This window comes from Gluconobacter albidus (assembly GCF_002005485.1).
Lineage (GTDB): Bacteria > Pseudomonadota > Alphaproteobacteria > Acetobacterales > Acetobacteraceae > Gluconobacter > Gluconobacter albidus.
In genome coordinates this window covers 2,123,213-2,147,255 of sequence record NZ_CP014689.1, presented here as the reverse complement: position 1 = coordinate 2,147,255, position 24,043 = coordinate 2,123,213, and the positions used below count along the sequence as shown (strand labels likewise).

Here is a 24,043-nt window from a genome sequence, read left to right as displayed (position 1 = left end):
GAAAGTTCCCGATATCTGTCGGGCAGACGGCGCGCCCGTTAAAGCGCGACGCGGCTTCTCCTCAGTTTCGACATGCATATTCCGACAACCCTTGCTTCTACGGACCCAGGTTTTTTGCCGGTCAGAGACCAGAGCGCGAGCAGTGCGAGGACATAAGCCATGAGTCCAGCGCTGCCGAGAATAAAGAGCTTTACAATACCCGGCCATGAAGGCGGCAGCAGGTACCATTTGATGCTTTCTATACTGAGCCACGACAGGAAACCGGACAGACAGGTCCGCCAGTTTTGAAAAAAGACTTGGCCGTAGGAGACCTTGATCAGGCTCTTGGTGGTTGAGAGATAGACAAGCATCATGAGGAACGCGATACAGATGCGTCCCCAGCACGCACCAAGCGCTCCGAAGAAATAGGCGGCGCCTGTGACGATCGGGATCTTGAACGCGAATTCCAGCGAGTTCAGACGCATGTAAAGGTGGTTTTTCTTGAAAGCCATGACCAGGGCTGAAATGCCCTCTGCCAGTCCCGCCAGAATTGGTGGAATGGCGAGCAGGGAAATATAGGTGATGGACTTCTCCCACTTTGGTCCCAGAATCGTGTGGACGATTTCGGTTGAGAGGGCCGACATCTCAATAAAGATGGGAAGAATGATCATGAACACCGTAGCGTTCGACAACTGGTAGAGATTTCTGAAATGATCCAGATTGTCCCGGCGGGCCACAAGAGCTGAAAGCAGGGGGCGGCTGAGGGGCGCGATGATGGCCTGCGATGGAATTCCCACCAGATCACTCGCGATCGAAAATGCACCCAGCGTCTGCGGAGGGACGAGACGTCCCAGAATGAGCCGATCATACTGCCAGTTGATGGCACTGACGATCTGGGCTCCGCTGCTCCACCCAAGAAAGTTTCTGAAATCGCTCCATCGCGATAGCGTAAAATGCGGTTTGTATGGGGAGATCACATACGAAACGATCATTCCAAAAGCGGTGCTTGTGATTGTTGCGGCGGCAACGGCCCAGTAGGAGCGGGTTGTGACCGCTACACAGACGGCAACGATCAGAGCGCCGAATTTTCCAAGGAAGTCGATGATACATTCACGCGAAAAATCGAGACGTTTTGCATAGAGTGCCAGACCCGGACTCTGCATTCCGCGAAGCGCGGGCGCCAGACTAAGCGCCATCAGCAGCGGGAACAGGCGGGAATCGTGGTATAAAATTGAAAACGGCAGGGAAATGGCGAAGACAAGAACGCAGATGATGGACCCGCGCAGAAAGCTCAGCGTAAATGCCGTGTCCAGATGGTCTCTGTCTATGGTTTCCAGAACGACGAGCGCCTGAGACAGGGGAAGTTCGAAAATGGCTTCTGTCAGATAAATGACGGACATGGCCAGAGAGACCACGCCAAAATCGGCTGGCAGCAGGAGATGTGTCAGAACAACAAGTGACACAAAATCCAGAAACCGGCCCATCAGCTTGGCGCCGACCAGAAACGCCGCTCCGCGTGCGGCTTTTGCGCCGACATTGGTAAAGGTGTCCTGCTCCGGGATCAGGGCATTTTCCGGTTCGAGGCTACTAGTCACGAAAGTACGTCAACCCTTCAGTGCAGTCACTCCGGCTATGAGTGACACAAGTCCAGAACATGTTCAGGTTTATTTCTTTCAGGGCATTTGTTCCATGCCCTGAAGCGTAAAACTCTCAGTGCCCGGCTTTGTGTCGGGCAGGGCTGTCTGAGCAGAATTATCTGCGTTTTTTCATGACCTCCCGGTAGACATCCATCGTCTGGTCACAGACGCGGCTGATGTCGAAGAATTCTATGTCGCGGAGCGAGGCGGCTTTCTGCTGCGCGAGGAGTTCGGGATTATCCAGAAGTGACAGTACGGCTGCGGCAAGAGCCGGTGCGTCTTCCGGAGGCACAAGCAGGCCAGCGTTTCCAACGCTGCAGACCTCGGGTACGCCGTCCACATCCGTTGCCACGATGGCGCAGCCTGCCTCGCGTGCTTCGCAGATCACCAGTCCAAAAGGTTCGCGCAGGGATGGGAGGACAAAGATATCCGATGCGTTCAGCCACGATCCCGTATCCGGTAAGGCGCCACGGAACATGATGTTGGCGCCTCCTTCAAGAGCGGCGGCCTGCTTTTCGTACTGTTCCCTGAAAGGGCCTTCGCCTAGAATATTCAATGTGGTTTCAGGATGACTGCGCCATATGATCTCAAATGCGTCCAGCAGGGTGGAGATTCCCTTGCGCGGGTGTAGTCCGCCTACCGAAATCAGATTGGGTCGTGGAAGATCAAGGTTCTGATTCGGCCATTCCTGACGGCGTACGGCATTGCGCGTGCCGTTCAGTACGGTCCGGACACGCGATCTGGGAACGTGACGGCGGATCATCTCTTCCGACACAGCACGGCTGACCCCAATAACCCGATCTCCAAGCCCCATGAGGATGGCATGTCGGTCAAAGGAGTTGTGAACCGTGGTGACAAGCGGAATCCCGAAAAGACATGTCCAGGGTTTGGCGAGCACCGCACCGGTCATCATGTGGGCGTGAATTACGTCAGGCCGGAAGTCGCGGATGACCTTCCATAAAGAGAAGAACGTCCTGATGCCCTTCGAAACGGTCATTGCTTCCTGTGGCACATCAATCAGAACAACTCCGTTTTTCTGAAGGAGAGGCTCGAAGTACCCACCAGAACTGCCGAACGCGACAGTATGCCCTTTGGCAGCCTGTTCGCAGGCAAGGTCAACGGCGGCATGGACGTTGCCATTGGCAAAACGGCAGTGATTGGAAAGGTGAAGGATGCGCATATGGGTTCTAATAAATGATAATGTTCCACCCATTTATCACATAATTTTTCATTGACGCTTAAAGATTTAACAATAATCGAACACAAAATAAAATTAACCACATTTTAACGTTCGAGTATGCGCGTCAAAAATGACTGAAGTCTTGCATCCAAGAATCTGCGCTGGATTTTTTCGCGATGTTTTTTTGCTGCCTCTTTTCCTGGAGGGGGGGGCTGTTTGCAGTGCGGATGTGCGCGGCTTGTTCTGGCTTCGATCGCGAGGCTGATAAATAAAAAAATGCTTTAACGTCTTATTAATGAGCAAAGATTTTTCGTATGTGCGAGTGAGTGCACATTATTCGATCCAAAAGTGCGCTAACTCAATAGTTCGGTGCCCTTGGATTGATTTGGAATGTGTTGGGACTACTCCCAATAGTATAGGGTAATTTGACATGGCTTCGACTTATTGGACTGGCGGCACCAGCGGCGATTTTTATAATGTCAAGAACTGGTCGACGGGTGCGTCTCCGACCACATATCATGATGTCAATATTTCCGGTACAAGTTCCACCGCGACGGCTGAAGCCGTGGCGAGCACGGCAAACTCCACGGCCGTACCAAGCCTGACCATCGGTGACTACGGCACGCTCGACATTACGGCATCTTCCTGCCAGTCCAGCGAAACCTCTCCCGTCTTTTCGACCAGTTCCTTCCAGGTCGGGCAGTACGGTTCCATCGTGATTGATACGGCTTCTGCAGTTCAGCTTGGCGACATCAACGTCATGAACGGCACGCTGACCATCGAAAACAACCGCAGCAATGTTTTCATGGGGGCAGGGGATCGTCTGAACGGCGAGGGTACGCTCAATCTGGTCAATTCGACGTTTGGCAGCCAGACGGACGGCGTCAACATTGCCAATTCGATGCACATTACGCTTTCCGGCACCAGCTCCGTTTACACGGGTTTCCTGGCAACGGGCGTGTCTGTTGCATTTGACTCCAAGTCGAGCGAGCAGTTCTTCCTCAACGGTACGGATACAACGGTTGATACCAGCTTCTCTGGTGTTTCCGCCAAGACCCAGTTCGGTATCACGGCCAACACTGGCGAGACGCCGCTTTCGGCATCGTACGTCAAGAACACGGACGGCAGCTACAGCCTCGTCGTGCAGGAAAGCGACAATCACACGCTGACCCTGAGCAACGTCACGATGGCTTCCGGCTATACACCCGGAACGCTTGCGATCACACAGGACAAGAGCGGCAACTACCTGATTTCCGATACGTCCGCGAACAGCAGCAACTCGGGTGGCAGCAACTGTGGCGGTCATGGCGGTCACTGGGGTCATCATGATGGTAACTCGAGCGGCAACAGCGGTCACTCTGGTTGGAGCGGTCATGACGGACATAACTCCTCCGGTTGTGGCGATCACGGATCCAGCTGGGGCTGGGGTTCTGGTTCGGGTGGTTGCGACTACTCCTCTTCCCTGAAGCAGATCATCTCTGCCTGGAACAATGCTTTCTCTTCCTGCAAGGGCTGGCAGTCGAGCAGCTGTGGCAGCAGCAACTGGTTCGGTGGCAACTCCTACCAGTCCGGCAGCGCCTGGAACTGCTCTTCCAGCTGGGGTCAGCAGAGCAGCGGTTCGCGTGGCTGCTTCTCGTCGTCGGGACAGTCTTCGTCTCACACCCAGGTGTCTGTGACGCATAACACGTCGCACTGGGGCTGCTGATCGCTCCGGTGAACGGCATGTTTCGGGACTGAAAAAGAAGCACCCAGGAATGGGTGCTTCTTTTTTGTTTCTAATGGCTTAATATCGGAGATAAAATCGTTTCAGGAGAAGCAAAAAGAATGTCTGACAGGACGTCCGAAACCGCCCGTTTGAGCAGACCTTCCGGCGATCATATTCCCTCCCTGCAATCGCTGCGGGGAATCGCTTCCATGATCGTATTGTTGCGCCATTACATTATCTGCTTTCCCGTAGGCGGATCCATCGGACTTGCGTATGAGGATATTTTTCTCAATTCGCATGCTGCCGTTGTCGTGTTTTTCGTCCTCAGCGGTTTCGTGCTGTCGCCATCATTTTTCAGCAGAGCCATAAGTCTGAGCGAGCTGCTCGGCTTCTATGTACGGCGGTTTTTCCGCATTGTTCCGCTGCTTGCTGTCGTGACGGCCCTGTCGCTTCTTTATGTGAAATCGACGCTTTCGACCTGGAAAGTGCCATTCACCAGTCCCTGGTTCGACGGGTTGCTGCCGCATGAGGTGCCGCTATCCGCATCCATTCTGGCGAAGTGTTTTGTTGGCATGAACAGTGCTCTCGTTCCCCAGAACTGGACCATCGCCTGCGAATTGCTGGTGGCGTTGATACTGCCATTCCTTGTCAAAGCCTGCACAAAGCGTCTGTGGCCTGCACTCCTGACTTTCATCGTCGCTGCGGTCCTGTCGTTTCTCGCCGCCGATGGTGGTGGAAAGACCCTGCCGCTTTTGTATACGGTGGATTTTGTTGTGGGAATTCTGACCTTCAGAATTTTGCAGTCTTACGCCAGTCGTTATTCCGATCTTTTCTTTTATGCCATGGTGATCGGGCTTGTATGCACGCGGGTAATTCTGGAAGTGGTGACCGGCCGGGCAGACCTTTCATTTCATGATCCGCTTTGCAGCCTGATCGAAGCAGTGTTTTCTGCCTTCATCATTTATGGTCTTGCGACGCAGAACCACATGTCCCGACTGCTTTCAGCGCGCTGGCTGGTCTGGATTGGAGATATTTCCTTTGGGATCTATCTCGTTCATTTTCTGGTTATTGTCGTGACTGCGCGGCTGATGTCGTCTTTCCTGCTGCCTTATGCGCTTCCGGTACAGATGGTCCTGATGCTGGTTCCGGTTCTCGCCATTTCCTTGGGAGCGTCTTATTTTTCCTATCGGTTTGTTGAAATTCCTTTCAATGACTTTGGAAAAAAGCTCCAGCGCCATGTCAGGACCGCTTTGTCGCGCGGATGAATGAAGCAAGGCAGGGGATATCTCTTCCCGTGTTGCGGCACGGGAAGAGCGGAGGCGTGTTTTAGTACCGCTCGGGGACGAGCATGGTTTCAGGCGTGGGTTCGCGTTCGTAATCCGGATGGAATACACGCTCCGGCAGGACAATTTCTGTGCGGCTGACGGGTTCGTAAGGCACGAGAGACAGGAAGTGGGCGATACAGTTCAGTCGCGCGCGTTTTTTGTCCACGGCGGGAACGACCCACCACGGGGCTTCGGGGATGCTGGAACGCTCCAGCATGATTTCCTTGGCCAGAGTATAATTCTCCCAGCGGCGACGGCTTTCAAGATCCATCGGGCTGAGCTTCCACTGCTTCAGTGGATCTTCGATCCGGGCGCGGAAGCGTGATTCCTGCTCTTCGTCCGTGATTGAGAACCAGAACTTGATGACCCGGACACCACTGCGGACCAGCATGCGTTCGAATTCGGGAACAGAGCGGAAGAATTCTTCATATTCTTCGTCCGTGCAGAACCCCATGACGCGTTCAACGCCGGCCCGGTTGTACCAGCTGCGATCAAAGAGAACGATTTCACCAGCGGCCGGAAGATGCGCCACATAGCGCTGGAAGTACCACTGCGTGCGCTCGCGGTCATTTGGGGCTGGCAGGGCGGCGACGCGGCAGATCCGGGGGTTCAGACGCTGGGTGATGCGTTTGATCGCGCCGCCCTTGCCAGCAGCGTCCCGGCCTTCAAAGAGTACGACAATCCGCTCGCCACTGGCTTTGACCCAGTCCTGCAGTTTGATGAGTTCGCCCTGCAGGCGGATCAGTTCGCGGAAATAGAGGCGACGAAAGGCACGCTCCGCAGGATCGAGGCTCTTGCCTTCGTTTTCTTCAAGAGAAAGCTCGAATTCTTCATCCAGGTCATCGATGATTTCGTAGCGCATGCGCTCCCGAGCCTGTTCGTCTGGCGAGAGACCGCCGAAATCCTTGTCCTGCGTCATGAATTGGTTCCTTTGTCACCGGCTTTACAGGCCGTGAAGAGAACCTTACCGGGCAAAGCGGAACCGAAGTTTGAAACTTAATTGAAATCATAAAACCGGTTTTAGAAGGACGTGGTCATGTTCAGACCCAGAACTGCTCCCCGCGATACGGATGCGGCGCCTTTTACAGGTTCCTGGCCACCCAGATTCCAGAAATACTGGAAATCCGGCTGGAGGGTGAGGTAATCGCGGACCGGAACCTGCCATGTCAGTTCGATATGGTTTTCTGGCACCAGAAGTCTGGCCGAGCTGTCTGAAAGACAGATGACATCCCGTGCGTTTTCTTTGGCGCGATGGCTGAAAAATCCTGTTCCCCAGCCAATTCCGATTACATCATTGGGGCGCGAAGGGACAAAGCCCTGAAAGGTCAGACCGGCTTCCACCTCGGCGGTAAGACGGTTTCGGGTGCCGCTGGCCATTGTGGCGCGTACGAAAGTGTTGATGGCCTTGACCGGATCGCCGACTGTTCGCCAGAGCGCCTGATCGAGCACGACATATCCCAGCCAGGTGCCGGAGTGGTATAAAGGTGTGCCGGTACTGTCCGGACTGCCCAGGAGGCCGCCATGACTGTCGAAACGCGGGTCCGGAAAGCGGCCTGTATCGTACAGCCCACCAATTTTCCATGTTCCCGGAAGGGCAGGGGCGTCTTTTCCCGAAAGGCTCTGTGCCGCATCGACCCAGAGCTGGGCTTCTCCCATGAAAAGCGTGCCGCCTTTGGTGGAAAAGGTTGTTCCCGACGGGTCGATCCGTGTTGGACTGAGGGTGCTGTAGAAGGGACCTCGGGTCGGATTGTCGTCCGTGATGGCAAGCATGAGCACGAGCGGGTAGGCGGGGGACCATTTGATCCGTGTTCCGACGGCGGAAAACGGCCAGGAAGGACCGCCCGAATAGAGATTGCTGGATGTCGAGAGCGGCCAGCCGAAACTGGCATTCAGGAACAGGGACGCGTTCTGGCTGACTAGAAATTCGGTATCCAGATCAATTGTCCCGACGCGGATATCCAGCCGGTTTCCGAAAAACCCCTGCCCGTACCAGAGTTCGAACAGGCGGGTCGTCCGGCCGGCATCATAACCACTGACCGGGTTGAGGGAGCCAAGACGTTCTCCGGCCAGAGACCGTCCCCGGACCTGAATGGCGCTGATATTGAACAACCCGTCATGCCATCCGAAGGCCCGGCGTGTTTCCAGCAGAAGTGTTGCGGCCGTCATGCCGTCATAGGTCGGACCGGGGTGCAGGCCGCCGGAAGCGAGGCCCCAGACTTCCTCGACATCCTGAAGATTGAACCGGACCCCTTTCCGGCCCAGCCAGGATCGTGCGCCGCCGATATCTCCGAGAAGTTCGGTGCCCGTATCTTCAGGGGGCAAAACGAACCCCGGTGCCGGGGAGGGCAGGGGGACGCCTGATGGCAGGACATCGGTGACAAGCGGCGCTGTTGCCGCCCGTGCGGTTCCGATCAGGAAAACCAGCGCAAAACATCGGCCCGTCGGCCGCAGGAGCGAAGGAGAACATCCTTCGGACATGCCGGTATCCCGTCAGATGAATGCGGACAGGCGCAGCGCCGGGACAACCGGATGAAGCGCTCCAGCAGGGCTGGAGACATGCGGCGATCGGCAATGATCCGGAACACGGTCTGGCAAGACGGCTTCCCTTCCCTGAGGGTATGGACTGTCCGGACCATTCACAGGACGGGGCGGGGGATGTGAAGTGAAGTTATTATGACTTTGCGGGGTTCAGGGCCAGCCGGACAGGATCCGGTCTTTAACGCTCAGGGGCAGCGGCACGTAATCCAGATCCCGCGCCACGTCGTCGCCCTGTTTCAGGCCATATCTGAAAAATGTTTTTGTGGCGGCGGCTGCCGTTTTGTCTGTCGGATGGGCAGGTACGAGAACAAAGGTTGCGGTCATGATTGGCCAGGCCTGTGGCGCCGTGGCCTGGAGAAGATTCACGGCGTAATGGTCAGCGTGCGACCAGTCCGCGCTGGTGGCGGCACGGGTGAATGACGTTCTGTCGGGCATGACGAACTGCCCTGCATGGTTTTTCAGCCGGACGGTATTGAGCCTGTTCTGGCGCGCGAACGCATATTCCACAAAGCCGATGCCTCCGATGGACTGGCGCACGCTGGCCGCGACCCCGTCATTGCCCCGCGCTTCGGGTCCGTCAGCCCACATCCCGGCTTTCCAGTCGGGCGCGACATTATGCAGATAATCCACGAAAACATGGCTGGTGCCCGAGGCTTCCTCGCGGTGGATGGGGAGCACATCCAGATCCGGCAGGCGCAGGCCGGGGTTCAGGGCCCGGAGACGTGGATCGGCCCACGTTGTGATCGTGCCGTCAAACAGCGCGGCGAGCGTTGGGCCGTCCAGTTTCATCTGGTTGGAAGCAACGCCGGGGACGTTGATAATCACCACGATCGCGCCCAGTGCGGTCGGGAACTGATAGAGGCTGTTTGAGTCCAGCAAGGTGCCCGCGAGAGGGAGATCCGAGGCTCCGAAATCCACGCCCGCAGCCATAACGAGCTTTTGTCCTGCACCGGAGCCGACGCTTTGATAGGTGAGGGACAGGCCGGTCTGGCGATGAAAACCTTCGCCCCAGCCCCGGTAAAGCGGAGCGGCAAAGCTGGACCCGCCGCCGGTGAGGTCAGCGGAATAGGCCGTCCCGCAGAAAAGGACTCCAAGAACGCCCATCACGCAGCGCGCGATCCGCTTGCCCCAGTGATACATGCTCAACCACGCTCCGCTTTATGGCCCGGTTTGTCTATCATTACGGGCGAGCGTGTGACCACGCTTCTTTGCACGATCAGGCGTCGATACCGTCCAGATAATCGGCCGACGGAACAAAGAACAGCGAGCCCGTGACGGGACGGCTGTAATCCAGCAGACGGTCGTAATTTCCTGCGGGTTTGCCGACGAACATGTTGTGCAGCATTTCCTCCGTGACGGACGGGGAGCGGGCATAGCCGATGAAATAGGTGCCGAACTCGCCCTTGCCAGCCTCACCGAACGGCATGTTGTCGCGCAGGATATCGACCTGTTTGCCGTTGCGCGTCACGACATTCAGGGCGTTATGGGCATAGGCGGGTTTTGTTTTGTCATCGAGTTCAACATTGGACAGCTTTTTGCGGCCGATGATCTTTTCCTGCATCTCGACGGGCAGGGTGTTCCAGGCGTCGAGATCGTGGAAATATTTCTGCGTGATGACGTAGCTTCCGCCTTTGAATGCCGCATCTTCGTCGCCGATGATGGCGGCCTCGCAGGCCGCGGCATTTTCAGGGTTTTCCGTGCCGTCCACGAAACCGATCAGGTCCCGGTCGTCGAAATATTTGAAGCCGTGGACTTCATCTACAACCGTGCAGACGGCACGCAGGCGCTCCATGACCAGCCTGGCCATTTCGAAGCACATGTCCATGCGGGTGGCGCGGATATGGAACAGCATGTCGCCAGGTGTGGAGACGGCGTGATGGACGCCTTTGATTTCCTGAAACGGATGCAGTTCCTGTGGACGCGGGCCGGGAAAAAGACGGTCCCATGCGGTCGATCCGAACCCCAGAACGCAGGAAAGCTGCCCGTTCAGATCCCGGAAGCCGACTGTGCGGCGCAGGCCGGAAAGATCTGCACAAAGGCTGCGGATGGTCTTTTCCGCTTCCGTGCCGGGATTGATGTTCAGGACAAGGAAAATGGCGGCGCGCGTCAGGGGGGCGGCAACGGGCTGGGGCGTAGCGTCGGACATCGGAACAGTCTTTCCATCAGCGTGGCAATATATGTCTGGCTGTTGATAGCGCGCGTCCTGTCAAACGAACAGGTTATGAAAACGGCCAATCCCCGTTTTGAAATACGGACTGCGTGCAGTAGGGTCCGGCCATAAACGAAAAAAGGTCATCATGGACAGCAATCTGAAATGCCCGGTCTGCGGGTGCGAACATGTTTATCCTGACGGCGCGCTGTGGATGTGCCCGGAATGTGCGCATGAGTGGAACCCGGCCGAGACGGCAGCGGAAAGCGGCGAGGCTTCCGGCGAGATCCGTGATGCCAACGGCAATGTTCTGGCGGATGGCGACACAGTGACGGTCATCAAGGATCTGAAGATCAAGGGCTCGTCCATGGTCGTCAAAGGCGGGACCAAGGTGAAGAACATCCGCCTGTCGGACGGCGGAGACGGGCACGATATCGCGTGCAAGATCGCCGGGATCGGGGCGATGAACCTGAAATCCGAGTTCGTCAGGAAAGCCTGACGGACGGCGCAGGGCCTCCCAGAATATCGTGGGCGGCTTTCAGCGCTGTATGCAGTTCCGGGTAGATATTATCGGCTCCGAGGGCGGGAGTGATGTGATGGCGGTCCATGTCTGAGCGCAGATAGACGCTCACCCGCCCGAACATCAGTGTAATCCCGCGCTGCTGGAGCTGCGCGATCAGGTCCCGCAGGTCGGCGGCGGCGGAATAGTCGATGTCCGTGACGGGACTTGCGTCAAGGACGACACAGCGGACCGGGTGCGGGGCGTGGTCCACCAGAGCCAGAAGGTCCTGACGAAAGCGCGTCGAGTTAGCGTAGAACAGATCCGCGCAGAACCGGAAGACGATGAGGCCCGGAACCGTTTCCAGCCCGTTCTTCGCAGGCAGGGCTTCCAGAATTCCTGTGCCTGCGGCCTGTTGCAGGACCACCGTATGGGGCTCGTAGCTGTGTCGGACATGGCGAAACAGCGAGAGCGCGATGGCGAGGAAAATGCCTTCCTCAACACCAATCCCTACGACAACGGCGGCGGTCGTCATGGCCAGCCAGAACTCGCCCGGACTTTCCTGCCCGATCGCGCGCAGGCTTTTCAGGTCGATCATACCAATGGCGACAGTAAAAACGATCCCGGCCAGAACGCAGCGGGGCAGGGCCTCCAGCGGGCGTGTCAGAAACAGCAGCACCATGAGCGTCACGCAGGCAAACGTCACCTGCGCGATCTGACTGCGTGCACCGGAACGCACAGCCATGGCGGTTTGGGTGGGGCTGCCATTGACGGTGAAGGTACCGCTCAGACCGGCAGCGATATTTGCGGCGGACAGCCCCAGAAGGTCACGGTTTTCATCGACGGTTTCATGAAACCGCTCTCCGAAGACCCGGGACGTGGCGGCACTCTGTGCGATGATGACGAACACGCACGACGCGGCCACGGGCAGGAGGCCGAGAAGTTCGTTCCATGAGACGCCAGGCAGGCCGAAATGCGGCAACCCGCCTGCGACATGGCCGAGTGTGGGAACGCCGTGATGCGGCAGGTTCAGCCCCATGCTCAGGGCGATGCTCCCGATGACGACACAAAGCCCGGCTGGCAGATGCGGGGCGAGACGCTGTCCGGTCATGAGAACCCCGACCGTAAAAGCGGAAAGCCCGGCGACCACAAGGCTTGCCTGCGGAAGCTGACGAAGCGTGTCATACGCCTGAAGCAGCGGGTTATGCGCGCTGACGGACACGCCCAGCATGTCGTGAAGCATGGCGATGCAGACCTGTACGCCCACACCCGCCAGAAACCCGGTGAGAACGGTGCGGGACAGGAAATCCGCCAGAAATCCCAGCCGAAAGACCCGCGCCACAAGCAGGAGAGCCGCGCAGAGCAGCGCTGTCATGCTGACGAGCGCCATGTAATGTGGGCTTCCCGCCGGTGCCATTTTGCCGATGGCGCTTGAGAAAATGGCCGCCGTTGCGGAATCGGCCGCCACAACCAGATGCCGGGAGGACCCAAAGGCTGCGAACGCCACAAGCGGCAGAAGGACCGTATAAAGGCCTGTGACCGCCGGCATGGCCGCGATGCGCGTATAACCCAGAACCTGCGGAATATTCACCGAAGCAAGGGAAAGACCTGCGACAATATCCGGCCAACCGCGACGGGTTCTGGTGGGGTTCTGCTGTTCCGACATGACATGTGTTTTAGGCTCTTGATGAAGGGATGTCTTCACAATGTCAGGGAGGTGGTTGGGTCCGGCTCGAAAATGCCGCATGATCCGGCCGCTAGAGACGGATCTTTCGTCAGCGCATTCAGAAGGAACAGGATCATGACCCAGAGAGTGGCTCTCGTTACAGGTGGATCACGCGGTATCGGCGCGGCCATTGCGCTGAAACTGGCGCAGGATGGCTTCGATATTGCCCTTACCTATGCCCGCAATGAAAAGGCTGCTCAGAAAGTTGTCGCCGAGGTCGAAGCACTGGGGCGTCGTGCGGTTGCGGTGCAGGCTGATGGTGGCAGCACAGACGGCAATATCGCAGCGATCACGAAGACTCATGAAGCGTTCGGGCGTCTGGATACACTCGTGTGCAATGCGGGCATCTATCCCTATGGCCCGATTGCCCAGATGAGTGTGTCGCAGATCGAGGATGTTCTGAACCTCAACCTGCGTGCGGCAATGATCGAGACGGTTGAAGCTCTTAAATACATGAAGGCGGGCGGACGCCTGATCTATATCGGTTCGGCTTTTGGCGAGCGCGCACCGTTTCAGGGGATTTCGCTTTACGCCGCGACGAAAGCCGGTCTGATCGGGTTTGCAAAAGGCGTGGCGCGGGATCTCGGACCGCAGGGGATTACGGCGAATGTCGTCGAGCCAGGCCCGATCGCAACGGATCTCAACCCCGAAGATGGCGAGGGTGCCGCCGTTATCCGCAGCTTCACGGCTACGGAATCCTACGGCAAGGTCAATGACATTGCCCGCACGGTATCCTTCCTCGCCAGCCCCGATGCCTCTTACATCACGGGCGCATCCATTCTGGTGGATGGCGGCCTCGTCGCCTGAGACCGGAGACAGACCTCATGCCCATATCCGTCACGATTTATGGAATTTCCAACTGCGATACGATGCGCAAGGCCCGGTCATGGCTGGCCGGGCACGGTGTTGCGGCCAGTTTCCATGACTATCGCAAAGACGGTGTTCCGCAGGCGCGGCTGGAGGGCTGGGTTGCGAAACTGGGTTGGGAAAAGCTTCTGAACCGTTCGGGAACGACGTTTCGCAAACTGCCGCCCGAACTTCGGGATGCTCTGGATACGGAACGGGCTCTGGCCCTTATGCTGGAACATCCCGCCATGATCCGGCGTCCCGTGCTGGAAGGGCCGGATGTGCTGCTGGTCGGGTTCCGTCCCGACGATTACGCGGCAGCCCTGTCTGGCCCTAGTGATCTAGGCCAAGCGCCCTGATCTTGCGGTGCAGTGTGGCGCGGCTCACGCCTAAAAGACGTGCGGCCGCGCTCACATTGCCACCTACCGTCCCGAGGGCGGAGCGGATGACCTGAGCTTCTGCCCGCCGGAAATTCGGCTCTTCCTGACTGTCGAGCAGCGGCAGGAGTGCGGGCAGGCCGGCCAGTTCGCCTTCCGGCCAGTTCATGTGCCGACGGCTGGCATGGGTGGCGCCCCGGATATGGCCGTCCCGATCCAGCGCAACCAGCATGGCCGAGGACGATGTCGATGGCCCCAGGGTCAGGATCATGTCCTCCCGGAAGCGGTCGTGAAACAGTTTTTCCTCCACGCGCCGGGCTGTCGTCTGGAGCGCATCCATCAGGAGTGCCGCCGCGGGCAGGACGTTCTCGGCCACGAATGAGCTGATGTCGATGGCCCCTGCAAGTTCCCCGATGGAATTGTAAACCGGCACGGCCATGCCGGTCAGCTTGCGGAAGCACAGACGCCAGTGCTGGTCGTGAACGACCATAACCGGGCGTTCTTCGCGCAGGCAGGTCCCGATCGCGTTGGTCCCGGCATTGGCTTCATTCCAGACCGCACCCGCCTGAAAACGCCACCGCCGACACCCGCTCAGATTGCTGCGCTGGGTGTGACGCGAGAGGACGATGCCGGTCGGGTCGGCCAGCATGACCGTGAAGTCCAGCGGGTCCACCAGCGTATGCAGGCGCTGCATTTCCGGAAGGGCGCTCTGGATCAGCCGCTGCGTGCGGCCGCTGACAAAGCGCAGTTCAGGCTGGCTGAGCACCTGCGTTTCCCAGCGTTCGGACGGGTCCAGATTATAGTTCGTGGAGCATCTCGTCCAGGAATCCGACAGGCATGTCCGGGCGGTGGCAGTGGTCATTGTGCTCCCCGTGCGGCGGGATAAGGCACCCGGTGCCTAAAACCTGTCGCAGATCTGCGACAGGTGCGCCGCAGACAGTCACAATCGGGTGAGGGTGCAACCATACAGGATAGCCTGCGGCGAAGACATTCGGGAATGACGGGTTCTGGAAAAGGCGAAGCGTTGCGTATCGGGTGTGTTTCTTCGCAGGCCATCGGTAACGCAACACTCCTTTCTTTTCCGGTTCAGTGCTGTGGGTCGGAAGGGACACAGGCATGAAAGCCGGGGCTTTTGCAAGCGCCGGTCACTGCCGCTCCTGATGCACAAACAGAGCTGTCCCGTCCGTCACAGCCATGACGGAGCGCCAACGGTATCGCGTTCCGCCGATGATCAGGAAAGACAAATCATTTCAGAGAGAATGGTTTTCGTTTTTCGCAAGAACGAGGTGTCATGTCTGCTTCACTCCAGAGGGTAATGTCTCCATTAACCTCTATCCTGCTCGCAGTTGTCGGGCTTTTCCTGCTGGGAGGGGGGGGATATCTCCTCGTTCTCGGTGGTTCGTGGTTCTATGCCCTTCTGGGCCTTGTGATGCTTGCGGCTGCGGGTGTCAGCTTCAGGAATCCCCTGCTGGCCGCGCGTCTTTATGCCGCGCTCCTGCTGGTGGCGACCATCTGGTCCGTTCTTGAAGTCGGGTTCGACATCTGGGGACTGGAAGTCCGTCTCTTCACGCTCGTCGGCATCGCGGCCTGGATGCTGCTGCCATGGGTGTGGCGGACCGGTCAGAACTGGGTTTCGGACAAGCGCGAGCTTCTCGGCTCGGCCGTCATCGCGATGGTTGCGATTATCGCAAGCTGCTTCACGTCCTACTCCATCAACGGCACGCTTCCCGCAGACCGTATGGCCGCAACCAACCAGTCCGACCTGACGGCCAAGGACACGCCCGACGCCGACTGGCCGGCTTATGGCCGTACTGTGGGTGGGGACCGCTACAGCCCGCTGGGCCAGATTACGCCTGCGAATGTCAGCAACCTCAAGCGCGCCTGGGTGACCCGTACGGGTGACGTCCAGAAGGCGGATGAAGGCGTTGTTGCAGGTCCCGATCAGGGCCACGAGTTCAACCTTGAAGTCACCCCGATCAAGGTCGATGACACGCTCTATCTCTGCACGCCGCATAACTGGGTCATGGCGCTCGATGCCAAGACGGGCAAGGTGAAGTGGAAGTTCGATCCCAAGCCTGCTGCCGAGGATCTGGCTGCGAACGTCTATCTGGCCTGCCGTGGTGTCTCTTTCTACAAGGCGCCGGACGACTACACGGCTCCGGATGGCTCCAAGGCCTGCCAGAAGCGCATTTTCTCCCCGGTCGGCGACGTACGCCTTCTGGCGGTTGATGCTGAAACCGGCAAGCCCTGCGAAGATTTCGGCGAGCACGGCTTCATTTCCCTGCGCCAGTATCTTGGTCATGTGCCGCATGGCTTCCACTTCGTGACGTCTCCGCCGCTGGTGGTGAAGGATCGCGTGGTTCTGGGTGGGTGGATTTTTGACAACCAGGCGAATTTCGAGCCCTCCGGTGCAATCCGTGCGTTCAACCCGATCAACGGCGAGATCGAATGGGCCTGGGATGCCGGTCATAATCCGGAAAACTGGAAGCCCGGCCCGAACGACGAGCTGACACGTGACACCCCGAACGCATGGGGCGTTTACACGGCTGATCCGGATCTGGGTCTTCTGTACCTGCCGATGGGCAATTCGCCGCCGGATAACTGGGGTGGCTCGCGCCGTCCGTTCGATGACGCGACTTCCAGCGCCACGATTGCTCTCGATGTCGAGACGGGTGAGCGCCGCTGGACCTTCCAGACCGTGCATCACGATCTGTGGGACATGGATCTGGCCATCGGACCGTCCATGGTCGATCTGCCCGGCCCGAATGGCGAGAACATTCCGGCTCTGATCCAGAGCACGAAGCGCGGTGAGTTCTTCGTTCTGGACCGTCGTACCGGCAAACCGGTTCCGGGTTACCCGGTCGAGGAACGTCCGGTTCCGACCGCGGGTGTTGCAGCGGATGACCATGTCTCCCCGACGCAGCCCTTCGCTGTCGGTCTGCCGTCCCTGACGCCGCCGGACCTCAAGGAAAGCGACATGTGGGGTGCGACGCTGCTGGATCAGATGATCTGCCGCATCCAGTTCCGTCAGTCCGCTTACGAAGGTCAGTTCACGCCGCCGCATGTTGGCAAGACGACGATCGTCTATCCGGCATTCTATGGGGTGGTTGACTGGCAGGGTGCTTCCATTGACCCGCAGCGCAAACTGCTGATCGCCAATGCGAGCTACCTGCCGTTCCGGATCCGTCTGGAGAAGCGTCAGAAGGCCGAAAATTCCGGCATTCTGCCGAAGTGGAACGGTCAGGGCGACAAGCCTGAAGCCAAGGGCGATGCGCTGAGCGTTTCCCCGGACTACGGCACGCCCTACATCGCCTATACCAGCCCGTGGCTGAACCCGCTTCAGATCCCCTGCAAGGGACCGGTCTGGGGCAAGATCACGGCCATTGATCTGGTGACGAAGAAGATCGTCTGGCAGCACCCCGTCGGCACCACACGCGACACGGGTCCTTTCCGGACGCATAACAACCTCCCGCTTCCGACCGGGATGTACAACATCGGTGGCAGCGTCCTGACAAAGGGCGGCGTGTCCTTCATGGGGGCGACGGCCGACGATTATCTGCGTGGTTTCGACATGTCGAACGGCAAGGTCATCTGGCAGGACCGTCTGCCTGCAGGCGGACAGGCAACACCGATGTCCTATCAAATTGATGGGAAGCAGTATGTTGTGATCGCCGCCGGTGGTCATGGGGGCCTTGGCACCCGCAGCGGTGATTATATCATCGCCTACAGCCTGAACGGAGACCAGGGCGCCGCCGCGCACTGAGCATCCGCTTATGGACGGAGCGTGTCCCCCTGAGGACACGCTCCACACTCCCGCTCAATCTCTATGGAAATTCACGTCATGCGTCGCAAATTCACGCTCGGAGTGCGCCTTGGTGCCCTGACAGCCTGGTTGCCTGCTGTTGCTCTCGTCCCGGGCGTTGCCGCTCATGCCGCGGATATTCCCCTGGCCATTATCGGCCCGCACGAATACGACCTGCCGGTGGACTTCAAGCCGTTCAACGTGGTCGTACAGTACGGTGATGGAAACGCCGCCGGATCGGTCTATGACAGTGGCGGCCAGCGCCGGGCGCGGGGTGGCAGTCACACCTGGAGCGGCATGACGAAATACGTGCATTTCCGCAGCTTCGACGCGATCCCCCATGTCAGTTTCGCGTTCGAGCTGATCCAGTCCGAGGCCTATACTCTGGCCAACGGGCAGAACTGGGGTGGTCTGGGGACGACGATTGTGGGGCCGGCAGCCTGGTTCAAGCCCAATAAACACAGCACACTGGGCATCCAGACCTTCATGGAGACCCCGTCAGGCACGCGGGATTCCATGGCAATGCATTACTGGGCCAACCTGTCGAGCATCATTTTCGACTATGAATGGAAGCATTTCAGCTTCGATGGCGATCTGGGCAGTGTCGTGAGTTCGACCAAACACCGCAACGGCGAGCACAGCTATTCACCCGGCAACGTGTTCTACACGAACCTGCGTTTCAGTTGGAAAGCCACATCACGCTTCGAGCCGTTCTTTTCGCTCGATTGGCAGAACAGCGGCGGTATGCACGACAACACATCCAATCTCTGGGTCGCCAATTCGAGCAGTCGCGAAACAGCACTTGGCGTCGGTGCGATGTTCTACATCACCAAACGCCTGTCGTTCACGCCACGTTATTCTCATTCCGTCGAGGGACGGAACGTGCCAGAGACGAACGCCTATTACATGAAGATCGCCTATCTGTTCTGAGATCAGGGCGCCGGAATGAGAAAACTTTCCGGGCAGGGCGCACTCGTGGGCGGTTCATCCGCGAGCGAGGATGCCGCAGGAAAAAGCGCCAGCCGTCGGGCACGGATGCCTATATAGACCCGGTCGAACACGGCCTCCCGGGATATCTGATCCGTCGCACAGCGCAGACGGATTGCCTCTTTCCGGCGGCTCCCCAAAGACGCGGCAAGATCGCTGATCAGCGCGTCACGACGGACCGTCTTTCCTGCACTTCCCCTCAGAATGGCTGCAGCCGGACTGTTGCTGAAAGCGGTATAGGTTCGGGCCGCTTCCTCAAAGAAATCCTCCTGCGCAAAGCCCAGACACGCCGCACGGACCTGGTAGTCCCAGCTCAGCCCTGTGTCCGTTTCTCCGGGCGTCAGGGCGATGAGGTCTTTTCTCAGGGCGGGCGAGAGGACAACCGGCGGGAAGTGAACCGGACCGTAGGACCGGCACCCTCGGTCACGCCAGTTATCGGCCGAAACGCCAGCGTTCTGAAGATCCCGCGGAATAGAGCCCCTGAAAGCCCATAGATAAAGGGTCCGGGCCGGGGCAGCGAGAGTATCGGTGCGGTTCGTACTGCCGATCCGGTGCAGGCTGGGTGTCCAGCCGATTTCGAGCGTATAAGCCGAAAACTGGCGCCCGGTCGCCGGGTGCAGGGGCCCTTCAGCTGCGCACCCGCCCAACGCGAGGAAAAGCCCTGCGGCCCACACACCCATCCACCGTCTCATCGCAGGCGTCCCATAACGTTTATGCAATGAAGACGTTGACCTGCGACGGGACGGATTTCAAGCCTGTTTCAGGCTGCAACCTTCGGACGAAAACGCGCCGTGGTGATGTCGCAGTCATACTGGGCGGCGGTTTCGCAGGGGTTGCTGGCGAGTTCATTGACCGCGTTGAGGATACGCTCGACCTTGCCGTCATCCATCAGCACGCTGAAATTCAGGCGCGTCCAGCCGGGCTTCTCGATTTCCTGCCCGGACAGGATGGCGCTGCGGATCTGATCGGACTCATCTTCGTCAATTTCCAGCAGACGGTGCGCGTAAGGGCCTGCACACGCACAGCCGCCACGAACCTGAATGCCGTAACGGTCCGACAGCATGCGTGTGAAAAGCTGCTGATGGATGAACACGTTGTTCTTCACATCGCGGATCCGGAATGAAAAGATCGGAAGCGCGGCAGCGGTCGGATGCCCCAGAATTTCGATGGCGGGATTGCCGCTCCAGGCTTTTACGGCCCGGGCGCGCAGTTCTGCATTGCGCTGCGCCATGTAAGCGTCGCCAATGACGTCCTTGACGATAAAGGCCAGCGCGGCGCGGATGTCCCCGATCACGTTCGGCGTCCCGCTTTCCTCGCGAGACGCGAGATTGGCAGAGTAATCGTGGTTCCATGGGGAGACGAACCGTACGGTGCCTCCGCCTGGAAGAACGGGAAGCGTGCGCGAGATCGCGGCGTTGCGCACGATCAGAATGCCCGAAGCCGCAGGGCCACCGATGAATTTGTGGCAGGAAACGACAATCGCATCTTTCTCGAACGGCGTTCCGGGCTGCATGTCGATCGGGCAGTACGGTCCGGCTCCGGCATAGTCCCAGATCGACAGGGCACCATTTCGCTTGAGCAGGGCGCTGACGGCGTTCACATCCGTCAGGATGCCCGTGACGTTGGAAGCTGCCGAGAACGAGCCGATTTTCAGACGGTCTGCCGGGCAGGATTTCAGCGCCTGTTCCAGAACATTCAAGTCCGGCCCACCTTCGGCCGCCTCGGGAATTTCGACGATCTCCGCACCGCTCTCGCGCCAGGGCAGGATGTTGGAGTGATGCTCATAAGGGCCGATGAAAACGATTGGCCGCTTTCCTGCATCACACAGCGCCGGAATTTCTAGCAGGTGCACCAGACGGTTCAGTCCTGCCGTCGCGCCATTGCCCATGAAGATCGTCGTGAAATCGGGAGAGGGGGCGTGGCACAGCTGCGCGATGGTTGCGCGGGCGCTGTTGCGCAGGCGCGTCATGTAGGCGCCGCAGAAAGATGCTTCGGTATGGCTGTTGGCATAGAACGGTAGGATTTCGTCCATAATGAACGTCTCGATCTGCTTCAGCGCACGGCCGGAGGCGACATAATCGGCGTAAAGCAGGGACTGCGTACCGAACGGCGTCGAGAATTTCGCACCATCGCCGATCACGCCCTTGGCAAGCGCGGGTAGCCCGTTACTGCGCAGGGACTGCTCGAACTGTTCAAGAATGGCGGTGCTGTTGTCGAGATTGCCGATCGTTTCCATGGCGCGATGTTTTCCCCGTCCGTGATGGCCCTGCGTGATGAAGGAACGATAGACCGATGGAATGAGTAAAAACCGCTTCTTTTTTAAGGATGAAAAATCCTTTTTGTGGTCATATGATGCGATATGGCCAGAAAACTCGATCAAACGGATAGAGCGATCCTGAGAATCCTGCAGAAGCAGGGCACGCCCTCGCAGCGTGAACTCGCCGAAAAGGTCGGGCTGTCGCAGAATGCCTGCTGGCGACGGCTGAATGCCCTGCGTGAGGATGGCGTGATCGCTCACGATACGGTCCGTCTCAATGCGACCGCGCTGGGCCTGACACTGACGGTCTTCGTGCTGATGCGCACGCGCCACCATTCGCGGGAATGGTTCGAGACATTCCGTAAGGTTGTCGGTTCGATACCGAACATAGTTGATTTTTATCGGATCGCGGGCGAATACGATTATCTTCTGAAGGTGGTGGCCTGCGACATGAACGATTTCGATCGTGTGTATCAGCAGATCATCAGCAAGGTGGAACTCGATGCCATCACGTCATACATGACCATGGAAACCCTGGCGGACAACAGGGACCTTCCGGTCTGAAACGCCCATCCCGTCCACAGCAGGAAGTTTTTTGTCCATGAGCCAGCCCGACCAGCTTGCCCACAGTCTGCGTACGCGCCATGTCGTCATGATCGCCCTCGGGGGGGTGATCGGGGCAGGATATTTTATCGGGGCGTCCGCGGCACTCTCGCTGGGTGGCCCTGCGGTCCTGCTCTCTTATGCGCTGGCCGGAACGCTGGTGTTTCTGGTCAATCTGATGATGCGCGATCTGGCGCTGAAAGTGCCGGGACGGGCCTCATTTCTGGGGCAGATCCAGTATGCGCTCGGAGCACGGGCGGCTTTTGTCGCGGGCTGGGCGTACTGGCTGACATGGATCATTGCGATTGCAGTGGAGGTCATTGCGGTCGCGACAATGCTCGCCCCCTATATTCCGCTGCCTTATGCCGTCATCGAGGTGCTTATCATGGCTCTGATGACGGGGGTGAACCTCATGTCCGTCAAAGGGTACGGGGAATTCGAATACTGGTTCTCGGCCATCAAGGTTCTCGCGATCGTCTGCTTTATCGGAATAGGCGTCTGGGCGCTGCTGAGCCGCCCTGTTCCAGTGCATGAAAACCTGTTCGCGCATGGCGGCCTGCTGCCGCATGGCTGGCTGGCACTGCTGGCGGTTATCCCGACCATTCTGTTTTCCATGGGCGGCAGCGAGATTTCCACCGTTGCAGCCGTTGAATCCGACAATACGGAACAGAACATCGTCCGCGCGACGCGCTCCATCGCGCTGCGGATCGGTGGGTTCTACATCGTTTCGATCGCGCTGGTCCTCTGTCTGGTACCGTGGAGTGATGTCGTACCGGGCTATTCGCCGTTTCTGCTGGTGCTGCACCGCCTGCACGTGCCGTTTGCGGACGTAGCCCTTGCGGTCGTGGTCATGACGGCGGCGCTGTCCAGCCTCAATTCCGGGATCTATGTGACGTCGCGTATTCTGTATGAACTGGCGGAATCCGGGTCTGCGCCAGGGCTGTTCCTGACGGTGGATACATCCACGAAACTTCCCCGCCGGGCCATTCTGGTGAGTGCGCTGGCCTCCGTTCTCGTCGCGGCTGTGGCTGTACTGTCGCCAACGCTGATCTTCGGACTGCTCGTCAGTCTGACGGGCGGGTTCATGGTGTTCAACAACACCATGATTGTGGCCGGACGTCTGAAACTGGTGCGGGAGTCCTCCTGGAAGGCCTATGCGGCGCTTGTGCTGATCGCCTGTACGTTGATCGCCATGCTGATCCAGCCCGAAACGCGCTCACAGATCATTCTCGGCGCCGGCGCGCTGCTGCTGATCTTCGCCGCAGAACGCTTTGTTCCACGGCGCCAGCCGGATTGATGACTTAGTAAGGCACCCCCAGATCCCGGTCGTTGATTTTTTCAAAGACCGGTTTTGGTGTGTCATGAAACGTCTGGAGTGAAAATTTCCTGTAACTGATATCCTTGTATCCCCGAACGAACATCGCCCCGTCGCTGAGGTCAGAGAGTGCCGTCCAGACAGTATATTCGGAAACGGTTTTACCGGACGCCTTCTGTGTCTCGCCGCCCAGTGTATCGGTGGTAATGTTTTTCATGCGGTCGAACCGGTTCATGATGTGCGCCAGAATATTGATCGCATCCCCCGATGACTGGGCCACGGGTGCATAGCTGGTGTAGTAAACGCCACGAATGAAGCGCCCTACAGAAGTGTCGGAGGAGGGCAGATCCGAAGCCGCAATTCCGCTATCCGGCTGGACGACCTTGATGCTTCCCAGAATGGCCGATGATCTGTCCTGATTGGTCAGTTGTGTATAATTGTTCAGGTTTTGCAGATGCCACGGGAAATCCGGTCCGTTTGTCATGACCTTGGTGGGGTTGTCATAAACATGGAATTTTCCATTGAGCGCCTCTACGACGATGCTTCCGCCGTTCTTGTCGTAAAACGCAAAATGGAAAGGCGATTTCACACCTCCCAGTCTGGCCAGGACGGGGGACCAGAAATGCCCTTGATCAACGGCCTTTCGGACCTCATCCACGGTGGCGAAATTGGCCAGTGCCCATTCCCCCAGCGATGTCACGGGGATGGACTCCCGGTAGTCTGACTCCGCAAGCGGAGTAAGCGTGGCGTCCGGCACCATATTGGCGCTGAAAGACAGGCCCGCCCCGTTCATCCCTTCAAGCATGTTATGGTCGTCGCCATCCTCATAGATGGGCGTTGTAATCGCCAGGATGGGATAGAGAGACTTGTAATGTGCTCCGGCACTGCCGTTGGGTGATTTTTTCTGAAATGCCGTCTGCGCCGGATAAAAAGTCAGCCATGACGGCAGGTCTTCGGGCAATTCCAGCGTGCGTCCATGAAAGACATGGCCTTTGTTATCTGTAATCGCCAGACTTGAGCAGGCCTGCCCGATGGCAGGGAGCAGCAAGGCGGAGGAAAGGATAATATTGGAAAGAGAAATTATTTTCATGATTCTGTCCTGAAAAGCACGTTTCGCA

The 24,043-nt window shown here is 58.3% G+C and carries 21 protein-coding genes; 10 read left to right on the top strand and 11 right to left on the bottom strand.

Going from position 1 to position 24,043, the window contains the following annotated elements; translation table 11 throughout:
- Positions 1-38: 38 nt before the first annotated feature.
- A complete protein-coding gene (locus A0U94_RS09875; RefSeq protein WP_077803249.1) occupies positions 39-1,574 on the bottom strand; it encodes a lipopolysaccharide biosynthesis protein in 1,536 nt (511 codons plus the stop codon).
- A 157-nt stretch (positions 1,575-1,731) separates the two neighbouring features.
- The gene (locus A0U94_RS09870) at positions 1,732-2,796 is read right to left on the bottom strand and encodes a glycosyltransferase family 4 protein (RefSeq protein ID WP_077803248.1); all 1,065 of its coding nucleotides are present in this window, start codon (positions 2,794-2,796) and stop codon (positions 1,732-1,734) included.
- Between the two features lie 430 nt (positions 2,797-3,226).
- Here A0U94_RS09870 and A0U94_RS09865 point away from each other — a divergent pair, with 430 nt between their 5' ends.
- Both A0U94_RS09865 and A0U94_RS09860 read left to right on the top strand, forming a co-directional pair.
- Positions 3,227-4,501 carry a hypothetical protein gene (locus A0U94_RS09865; protein ID WP_077803247.1) on the top strand — a complete coding sequence of 425 codons (1,275 nt, stop codon included), beginning with the start codon at positions 3,227-3,229 and terminating at the stop codon, positions 4,499-4,501.
- A gap of 119 nt (positions 4,502-4,620) precedes the next feature.
- Positions 4,621-5,766: an acyltransferase family protein gene (locus tag A0U94_RS09860; RefSeq protein ID WP_077803246.1), complete on the top strand. Its 1,146-nt coding sequence runs from the start codon at positions 4,621-4,623 to the stop codon at positions 5,764-5,766.
- Between the two features lie 61 nt (positions 5,767-5,827).
- Here the strand turns inward: A0U94_RS09860 and ppk2 are convergent, their stop codons facing one another.
- Positions 5,828-6,745, bottom strand: a complete 918-nt coding sequence (gene ppk2, locus A0U94_RS09855) for a polyphosphate kinase 2 (RefSeq protein ID WP_062108582.1) — start codon at positions 6,743-6,745, stop codon at positions 5,828-5,830.
- Between the two features lie 101 nt (positions 6,746-6,846).
- A complete protein-coding gene (locus tag A0U94_RS09850) occupies positions 6,847-8,304 on the bottom strand; it encodes a carbohydrate porin (protein ID WP_077803245.1) in 1,458 nt (485 codons plus the stop codon).
- A gap of 20 nt (positions 8,305-8,324) precedes the next feature.
- Between A0U94_RS09850 and A0U94_RS15920 the strand changes: the two genes are divergently transcribed.
- Positions 8,325-8,492 carry a hypothetical protein gene (locus tag A0U94_RS15920; protein ID WP_158093527.1) on the top strand — a complete coding sequence of 56 codons (168 nt, stop codon included), beginning with the start codon at positions 8,325-8,327 and terminating at the stop codon, positions 8,490-8,492.
- Between the two features lie 22 nt (positions 8,493-8,514).
- On the opposite strand, the gene pstS is transcribed toward A0U94_RS15920, so the two are convergent.
- Positions 8,515-9,504: a phosphate ABC transporter substrate-binding protein PstS gene (gene pstS, locus A0U94_RS09845; RefSeq protein ID WP_077803244.1), complete on the bottom strand. Its 990-nt coding sequence runs from the start codon at positions 9,502-9,504 to the stop codon at positions 8,515-8,517.
- Positions 9,505-9,580: 76 nt separating this feature from the next.
- Positions 9,581-10,510 carry a Dyp-type peroxidase gene (locus tag A0U94_RS09840; RefSeq protein ID WP_077803243.1) on the bottom strand — a complete coding sequence of 310 codons (930 nt, stop codon included), beginning with the start codon at positions 10,508-10,510 and terminating at the stop codon, positions 9,581-9,583.
- A gap of 151 nt (positions 10,511-10,661) precedes the next feature.
- Between A0U94_RS09840 and A0U94_RS09835 the strand changes: the two genes are divergently transcribed.
- Positions 10,662-11,012 (top strand): zinc ribbon domain-containing protein YjdM, encoded by a 351-nt coding sequence (locus A0U94_RS09835; protein ID WP_062108574.1) that lies wholly within the window; start codon positions 10,662-10,664, stop codon positions 11,010-11,012.
- On the opposite strand, the gene A0U94_RS09830 is transcribed toward A0U94_RS09835, so the two are convergent.
- Complete coding sequence (locus tag A0U94_RS09830) at positions 10,999-12,678, bottom strand: SulP family inorganic anion transporter (RefSeq protein WP_077803242.1); 1,680 nt, start codon at positions 12,676-12,678, stop codon at positions 10,999-11,001. The genes A0U94_RS09835 and A0U94_RS09830 overlap by 14 nt on opposite strands.
- A 135-nt stretch (positions 12,679-12,813) precedes the next feature.
- Here A0U94_RS09830 and A0U94_RS09825 point away from each other — a divergent pair, with 135 nt between their 5' ends.
- Positions 12,814-13,545, top strand: coding sequence for an SDR family NAD(P)-dependent oxidoreductase (locus tag A0U94_RS09825; protein WP_077803241.1), 732 nt, complete (start codon positions 12,814-12,816; stop codon positions 13,543-13,545).
- 17 nt (positions 13,546-13,562) lie between these two features.
- The gene (locus A0U94_RS09820; protein WP_077803240.1) at positions 13,563-13,943 is read left to right on the top strand and encodes an ArsC family reductase; all 381 of its coding nucleotides are present in this window, start codon (positions 13,563-13,565) and stop codon (positions 13,941-13,943) included.
- Here A0U94_RS09820 and A0U94_RS09815 read toward each other — a convergent pair.
- Positions 13,918-14,823, bottom strand: coding sequence for a helix-turn-helix domain-containing protein (locus A0U94_RS09815; RefSeq protein WP_077803239.1), 906 nt, complete (start codon positions 14,821-14,823; stop codon positions 13,918-13,920). The two genes, A0U94_RS09820 and A0U94_RS09815, sit on opposite strands and share 26 nt — an antisense overlap.
- A gap of 429 nt (positions 14,824-15,252) precedes the next feature.
- On the opposite strand from A0U94_RS09815, the gene A0U94_RS09810 reads away from it, so the two are divergent.
- A complete protein-coding gene (locus tag A0U94_RS09810; RefSeq protein ID WP_062108561.1) occupies positions 15,253-17,724 on the top strand; it encodes a membrane-bound PQQ-dependent dehydrogenase, glucose/quinate/shikimate family in 2,472 nt (823 codons plus the stop codon).
- A gap of 78 nt (positions 17,725-17,802) precedes the next feature.
- A complete protein-coding gene (locus tag A0U94_RS09805; protein WP_062031076.1) occupies positions 17,803-18,693 on the top strand; it encodes a transporter in 891 nt (296 codons plus the stop codon).
- Positions 18,694-18,695: 2 nt separating this feature from the next.
- Here the strand turns inward: A0U94_RS09805 and A0U94_RS09800 are convergent, their stop codons facing one another.
- Positions 18,696-19,442, bottom strand: a complete 747-nt coding sequence (locus A0U94_RS09800; protein WP_149026745.1) for a T2 family ribonuclease — start codon at positions 19,440-19,442, stop codon at positions 18,696-18,698.
- Positions 19,443-19,510: 68 nt separating this feature from the next.
- The gene (locus tag A0U94_RS09795) at positions 19,511-20,986 is read right to left on the bottom strand and encodes an aminotransferase class V-fold PLP-dependent enzyme (RefSeq protein ID WP_077803930.1); all 1,476 of its coding nucleotides are present in this window, start codon (positions 20,984-20,986) and stop codon (positions 19,511-19,513) included.
- A gap of 123 nt (positions 20,987-21,109) precedes the next feature.
- Between A0U94_RS09795 and A0U94_RS09790 the strand changes: the two genes are divergently transcribed.
- On the top strand, positions 21,110-21,571 hold the full coding sequence (locus A0U94_RS09790) for an Lrp/AsnC family transcriptional regulator (protein WP_062031049.1): 462 nt from the start codon (positions 21,110-21,112) through the stop codon (positions 21,569-21,571).
- 37 nt (positions 21,572-21,608) lie between these two features.
- Positions 21,609-22,907: an amino acid permease gene (locus A0U94_RS09785; protein WP_077803237.1), complete on the top strand. Its 1,299-nt coding sequence runs from the start codon at positions 21,609-21,611 to the stop codon at positions 22,905-22,907.
- Positions 22,908-22,911: 4 nt separating this feature from the next.
- Here A0U94_RS09785 and A0U94_RS09780 read toward each other — a convergent pair whose 3' ends face one another.
- On the bottom strand, positions 22,912-24,015 hold the full coding sequence (locus tag A0U94_RS09780; RefSeq protein WP_077803236.1) for a linear amide C-N hydrolase: 1,104 nt from the start codon (positions 24,013-24,015) through the stop codon (positions 22,912-22,914).
- Positions 24,016-24,043: the final 28 nt, after the last annotated feature.

Bases quoted from the DNA above. Each gene is read 5' to 3' on its own strand.
- A0U94_RS09810 (WP_062108561.1), top strand. From the start codon at position 15,253: ATGTCTGCTTCACTCCAGAGGGTAATGTCTCCATTAACCTCTATCCTG.
- A0U94_RS09780 (WP_077803236.1), bottom strand. From the start codon at position 24,015: ATGAAAATAATTTCTCTTTCCAATATTATCCTTTCCTCCGCCTTGCTG.
- A0U94_RS09825 (WP_077803241.1), top strand. From the start codon at position 12,814: ATGACCCAGAGAGTGGCTCTCGTTACAGGTGGATCACGCGGTATCGGC.
- A0U94_RS09835 (WP_062108574.1), top strand. From the start codon at position 10,662: ATGGACAGCAATCTGAAATGCCCGGTCTGCGGGTGCGAACATGTTTAT.
- A0U94_RS09865 (WP_077803247.1), top strand. From the start codon at position 3,227: ATGGCTTCGACTTATTGGACTGGCGGCACCAGCGGCGATTTTTATAAT.
- A0U94_RS09830 (WP_077803242.1), bottom strand. From the start codon at position 12,678: ATGTCGGAACAGCAGAACCCCACCAGAACCCGTCGCGGTTGGCCGGAT.
- A0U94_RS09800 (WP_149026745.1), bottom strand. From the start codon at position 19,442: ATGAGACGGTGGATGGGTGTGTGGGCCGCAGGGCTTTTCCTCGCGTTG.
- A0U94_RS09820 (WP_077803240.1), top strand. From the start codon at position 13,563: ATGCCCATATCCGTCACGATTTATGGAATTTCCAACTGCGATACGATG.
- A0U94_RS09840 (WP_077803243.1), bottom strand. From the start codon at position 10,510: ATGTCCGACGCTACGCCCCAGCCCGTTGCCGCCCCCCTGACGCGCGCC.
- A0U94_RS09785 (WP_077803237.1), top strand. From the start codon at position 21,609: ATGAGCCAGCCCGACCAGCTTGCCCACAGTCTGCGTACGCGCCATGTC.
- A0U94_RS15920 (WP_158093527.1), top strand. From the start codon at position 8,325: ATGCGGACAGGCGCAGCGCCGGGACAACCGGATGAAGCGCTCCAGCAG.
- ppk2 (WP_062108582.1), bottom strand. From the start codon at position 6,745: ATGACGCAGGACAAGGATTTCGGCGGTCTCTCGCCAGACGAACAGGCT.
- A0U94_RS09795 (WP_077803930.1), bottom strand. From the start codon at position 20,986: ATGGAAACGATCGGCAATCTCGACAACAGCACCGCCATTCTTGAACAG.
- A0U94_RS09860 (WP_077803246.1), top strand. From the start codon at position 4,621: ATGTCTGACAGGACGTCCGAAACCGCCCGTTTGAGCAGACCTTCCGGC.
- A0U94_RS09815 (WP_077803239.1), bottom strand. From the start codon at position 14,823: ATGACCACTGCCACCGCCCGGACATGCCTGTCGGATTCCTGGACGAGA.
- pstS (WP_077803244.1), bottom strand. From the start codon at position 9,504: ATGTATCACTGGGGCAAGCGGATCGCGCGCTGCGTGATGGGCGTTCTT.
- A0U94_RS09790 (WP_062031049.1), top strand. From the start codon at position 21,110: ATGGCCAGAAAACTCGATCAAACGGATAGAGCGATCCTGAGAATCCTG.
- A0U94_RS09870 (WP_077803248.1), bottom strand. From the start codon at position 2,796: ATGCGCATCCTTCACCTTTCCAATCACTGCCGTTTTGCCAATGGCAAC.
- A0U94_RS09805 (WP_062031076.1), top strand. From the start codon at position 17,803: ATGCGTCGCAAATTCACGCTCGGAGTGCGCCTTGGTGCCCTGACAGCC.
- A0U94_RS09850 (WP_077803245.1), bottom strand. From the start codon at position 8,304: ATGTCCGAAGGATGTTCTCCTTCGCTCCTGCGGCCGACGGGCCGATGT.